Source organism: Planococcus sp. TJ-301, assembly GCF_058268475.1.
This window is the reverse complement of sequence record NZ_JBZDOH010000009.1, coordinates 1-4,537: the sequence shown is the minus strand read 5'-3', so window position 1 is coordinate 4,537 and position 4,537 is coordinate 1. Positions and strand designations below refer to the sequence as shown.

Genomic DNA, 4,537 nt, shown 5'->3' with positions numbered 1-4,537 from the left:
CGACATTGAAACGAAACGGGCAATCCGTGCCCACGGTTTTGGTTAAGTCCTCGATCGATTAGTATTCGTCAGCTGCACGTGTCGCCACGCTTCCACTCCGAACCTATCTACCTCATCGTCTTTGAGGGATCTTACTTGCTTGCGCAATGGGAAATCTCATCTTGAGGGGGGCTTCGTGCTTAGATGCTTTCAGCACTTATCCCGGCCACACATAGCTACCCAGCGATGCCCCTGGCGGAACAACTGGTACACCAGCGGTGTGTCCATCCCGGTCCTCTCGTACTAAGGACAGCTCCTCTCAAATTTCCTGCGCCCGCGACGGATAGGGACCGAACTGTCTCACGACGTTCTGAACCCAGCTCGCGTACCGCTTTAATGGGCGAACAGCCCAACCCTTGGGACCGACTACAGCCCCAGGATGCGATGAGCCGACATCGAGGTGCCAAACCTCCCCGTCGATGTGAACTCTTGGGGGAGATAAGCCTGTTATCCCCGGGGTAGCTTTTATCCGTTGAGCGATGGCCCTTCCATGCGGAACCACCGGATCACTAAGCCCGTCTTTCGACCCTGCTCGACCTGTACGTCTCGCAGTCAAGCTCCCTTCTGCCTTTACACTCTGCGAATGATTTCCAACCATTCTGAGGGAACCTTTGGGCGCCTCCGTTACTCTTTAGGAGGCGACCGCCCCAGTCAAACTGCCCGCCTGACACTGTCTCCCGCCCCGATCAGGGGCGTGGGTTAGAATTTCAATACAACCAGGGTAGTATCCCACTGACGCCTCCTCCGAAGCTGGCGCTCCGGGATCTCTGGCTCCTACCTATCCTGTACAAGTTGCACCAAAATTCAATATCAGGCTACAGTAAAGCTCCACGGGGTCTTTCCGTCCTGTCGCGGGTAACCTGCATCTTCACAGGTACTATAATTTCACCGAGTCTCTCGTTGAGACAGTGCCCAGATCGTTACGCCTTTCGTGCGGGTCGGAACTTACCCGACAAGGAATTTCGCTACCTTAGGACCGTTATAGTTACGGCCGCCGTTTACTGGGGCTTCAATTCGCACCTTCGCTTGCGCTAAGCACTCCTCTTAACCTTCCAGCACCGGGCAGGCGTCAGCCCCTATACGTCACCTTACGGTTTTGCAGAGACCTGTGTTTTTGCTAAACAGTCGCCTGGGCCTATTCACTGCGGCTCTCTCGGGCTATACACCCTACCAGAGCACCCCTTCTCCCGAAGTTACGGGGTCATTTTGCCGAGTTCCTTAACGAGAGTTCACTCGCTCACCTTAGAATTCTCTTCTCGCCTACCTGTGTCGGTTTGCGGTACGGGCACCTCCCGCCTCGCTAGAGGCTTTTCTTGGCAGTGTGAAATCAGGGACTCCAGGGCGCAATGCCCCTTGCCATCACAGCTTGGCGTGCATGAAAATGGGATTTGCCTCATTTTCCGCCTCACTGCTTGGACGCGCACAACCAACGGCGCGCTCACCTTATCCTTCTGCGTCCCCCCATTGCTCAAACGGCGGGGAGGTGGTACAGGAATATCAACCTGTTGTCCATCGTCTACGCCTATCGGCCTCGACTTAGGTCCCGACTGACCCTGAGCGGACGAGCCTTCCTCAGGAAACCTTAGGCATTCGGTGGACGGGATTCTCACCCGTCTTTCGTTACTCATACCGGCATTCTCACTTCTAAGCGCTCCACCAGTCCTTCCGGTCCAGCTTCAACGCCCTTAGAACGCTCTCCTACCACGGATCCCATACGAGATCCATCCACAGCTTCGGTAATCCGTTTAGCCCCGGTACATTTTCGGCGCAGTGTCACTCGACCAGTGAGCTATTACGCACTCTTTAAATGATGGCTGCTTCTAAGCCAACATCCTGGTTGTCTAAGCAACGCCACATCCTTTTCCACTTAACGGATATTTGGGGACCTTAGCTGGTGGTCTGGGCTGTTTCCCTCTTGACTACGGATCTTATCACTCGCAGTCTGACTCCCAAGCATAAATCACTGGCATTCGGAGTTTGTCTGAATTCGGTAACCCGGGATGGGCCCCTAGTCCAAACAGTGCTCTACCTCCAGGATTCTCAATCTTGAGGCTAGCCCTAAAGCTATTTCGGAGAGAACCAGCTATCTCCAGGTTCGATTGGAATTTCTCCGCTACCCACACCTCATCCCCGCACTTTTCAACGTGCGTGGGTTCGGGCCTCCAGTAAGTGTTACCTCACCTTCACCCTGGACATGGGTAGATCACCTGGTTTCGGGTCTACAACTGCATACTCACTCGCCCTATTCAGACTCGCTTTCGCTGCGGCTCCGCCTTCTCAGCTTAACCTTGCATGCAATCGTAACTCGCCGGTTCATTCTACAAAAGGCACGCCATCACCCATTAACGGGCTTTGACTATTTGTAGGCACGCGGTTTCAGGATCTATTTCACTCCCCTTCCGGGGTGCTTTTCACCTTTCCCTCACGGTACTGGTTCACTATCGGTCACTAGGGAGTATTTAGCCTTGGGAGATGGTCCTCCCGGATTCCGACGGAATTTCACGTGTTCCGCCGTACTCAGGATCCACTCTGGAGGGGACAAGTTTTTGGCGACGGGGCTGTTACCCTCTGTGGCGGGCCGTTCCAGGCCGCTTTGCCTAACTCATCCTTTTGTAACTCCGTATAGAGTGTCCTACAACCCCAAGAGGCAAGCCTCTTGGTTTGGGCTGTTCCCGTTTCGCTCGCCGCTACTCAGGGAATCGCATTTGCTTTCTCTTCCTCCAGGTACTTAGATGTTTCAGTTCCCTGGGTGTGCCTTCTCATGCGCTATCAATTCACGCAAGGATACTGCCCCATTAAAGGCAGTGGGTTTCCCCATTCGGAAATCTCCGGATCATCGCTCACTTACAGCTCCCCGAAGCATATCGGTGTTAGTGCCGTCCTTCTTCGGCTCCTAGTGCCAAGGCATTCACCGCGCGCCCTTCCTAACTTAACCAAATTGGTGTTTAGAAAGTTGGCTGAACAAGTTCAGCCGTGTGTGCAGAAATTGCTCTGTTTCATATGTTTCAATGTCGTCATATCCAGTTTTCAAAGAACAAGTCTGAAAGCCACAAAAAAAGCGTTTCCGCTTGAAAGGTGTGAACCTTCAAAACTGAACGCAAAACGTCAACCCAACACCCGGAGGTGCTGGTTCCGAATTTATCCTTAGAAAGGAGGTGATCCAGCCGCACCTTCCGATACGGCTACCTTGTTACGACTTCACCCCAATCATCTGTCCCACCTTCGGCGGCTGGCTCCACAAGTGGTTACCTCACCGACTTCGGGTGTTACAAACTCTCGTGGTGTGACGGGCGGTGTGTACAAGGCCCGGGAACGTATTCACCGTGGCATGCTGATCCACGATTACTAGCGATTCCGGCTTCATGCAGGCGAGTTGCAGCCTGCAATCCGAACTGAGAACGGTTTTCTGGGATTGGCTCCCCCTCGCGGGTTTGCAGCCCTTTGTACCGTCCATTGTAGCACGTGTGTAGCCCAGGTCATAAGGGGCATGATGATTTGACGTCATCCCCACCTTCCTCCGGTTTGTCACCGGCAGTCACCTTAGAGTGCCCAACTGAATGCTGGCAACTAAGATCAAGGGTTGCGCTCGTTGCGGGACTTAACCCAACATCTCACGACACGAGCTGACGACAACCATGCACCACCTGTCACCGCTGTCCCCGAAGGGAAAGCCTAGTCTCCTAGGCGGTCAGCGGGATGTCAAGACCTGGTAAGGTTCTTCGCGTTGCTTCGAATTAAACCACATGCTCCACCGCTTGTGCGGGCCCCCGTCAATTCCTTTGAGTTTCAGCCTTGCGGCCGTACTCCCCAGGCGGAGTGCTTAATGCGTTAGCTGCAGCACTAAGGGGCGGAAACCCCCTAACACTTAGCACTCATCGTTTACGGCGTGGACTACCAGGGTATCTAATCCTGTTTGCTCCCCACGCTTTCGCGCCTCAGCGTCAGTTACAGACCAGAAAGTCGCCTTCGCCACTGGTGTTCCTCCACATCTCTACGCATTTCACCGCTACACATGGAATTCCACTTTCCTCTTCTGCACTCAAGTCCCCCAGTTTCCAATGACCCTCCACGGTTGAGCCGTGGGCTTTCACATCAGACTTAAGGGACCGCCTGCGCGCGCTTTACGCCCAATAATTCCGGACAACGCTTGCCACCTACGTATTACCGCGGCTGCTGGCACGTAGTTAGCCGTGGCTTTCTGGTAAGGTACCGTCAAGGTACCAGTAGTTACTTGGTACTTGTTCTTCCCTTACAACAGAGTTTTACGATCCGAAAACCTTCGTCACTCACGCGGCATTGCTCCGTCAGACTTTCGTCCATTGCGGAAGATTCCCTACTGCTGCCTCCCGTAGGAGTCTGGGCCGTGTCTCAGTCCCAGTGTGGCCGATCACCCTCTCAGGTCGGCTACGCATCGTCGCCTTGGTGGGCCATTACCCCACCAACTAGCTAATGCGCCGCGGGCCCATCCTGCAGTGACAGCCGAAACCGTCTTTCCGTT

The 4,537-nt window shown here is 54.2% G+C and carries 2 rRNA genes; both read right to left on the bottom strand.

Annotated elements, in window-relative coordinates:
- Window positions 1–38 precede the first annotated feature (38 nt).
- Window positions 39–2,974, bottom strand: a 23S ribosomal RNA gene (locus tag AC4EHJ_RS16980).
- Between the two features lie 213 nt (window positions 2,975–3,187).
- A 16S ribosomal RNA gene (locus AC4EHJ_RS16975) occupies window positions 3,188–4,537 on the bottom strand; the annotation flags it as partial.